The following is a 522-nucleotide window of genomic DNA, read 5'->3' on the forward strand; positions in this document are numbered from 1 at the left end:
GGCACTCGATCGTTATGTGTGTGCCGACGCTTTGGGTTGTAGAACATCTCGATGTAGTTAAACACAGCCGCCCGTGCATCGTCACGGGTTTTGTATATCGTACGGCGGATTTTTTCCTTCTTTAAGTTCGAGAAGAAGCTTTCGGCCACTGCGTTGTCCCAACAGTTTCCTCGTCGACTCATGCTGGGTTCAATATTGAGTGTCTTGAGTAACTTCTGACAATCACGGCTGGTATATTGTGCGCCTTGATCTGAGTGAAGCATCACCTTATTGGCGGGCTTGCGCCGCCAATAAGCCATTGTCAGCGCACTCAGTACAAGATCATCGGTCATGCGCGAACTCATTGACCAGCCCACAATGTTGCGAGCGTATAAGTCCATCACGACAGCGACAAACAAGAAGCCCTCGTAGGTTTTGATGTAGGTAATATCGCTGACCCACCATTGATTCGGGTGCTCAACCTCAAACTCACGATCTAGCGTGTTTGGAATCAGAGTGTGCGGCTTTCCAGCGTACATGTTT

At 49.2% G+C, this 522-nt stretch carries 1 protein-coding gene; it reads right to left on the reverse strand.

Annotated features, from left to right (window positions below; translation table 11 throughout):
* Window positions 1–522, reverse strand: a 522-nt coding sequence (locus tag IE055_RS17770) for an IS3 family transposase (protein ID WP_189403041.1), incomplete at both ends; no start/stop codon positions are given.

The sequence above is a fragment of the Arenicella chitinivorans genome (assembly GCF_014651515.1).
Classification (GTDB): domain Bacteria; phylum Pseudomonadota; class Gammaproteobacteria; order Arenicellales; family Arenicellaceae; genus Arenicella; species Arenicella chitinivorans.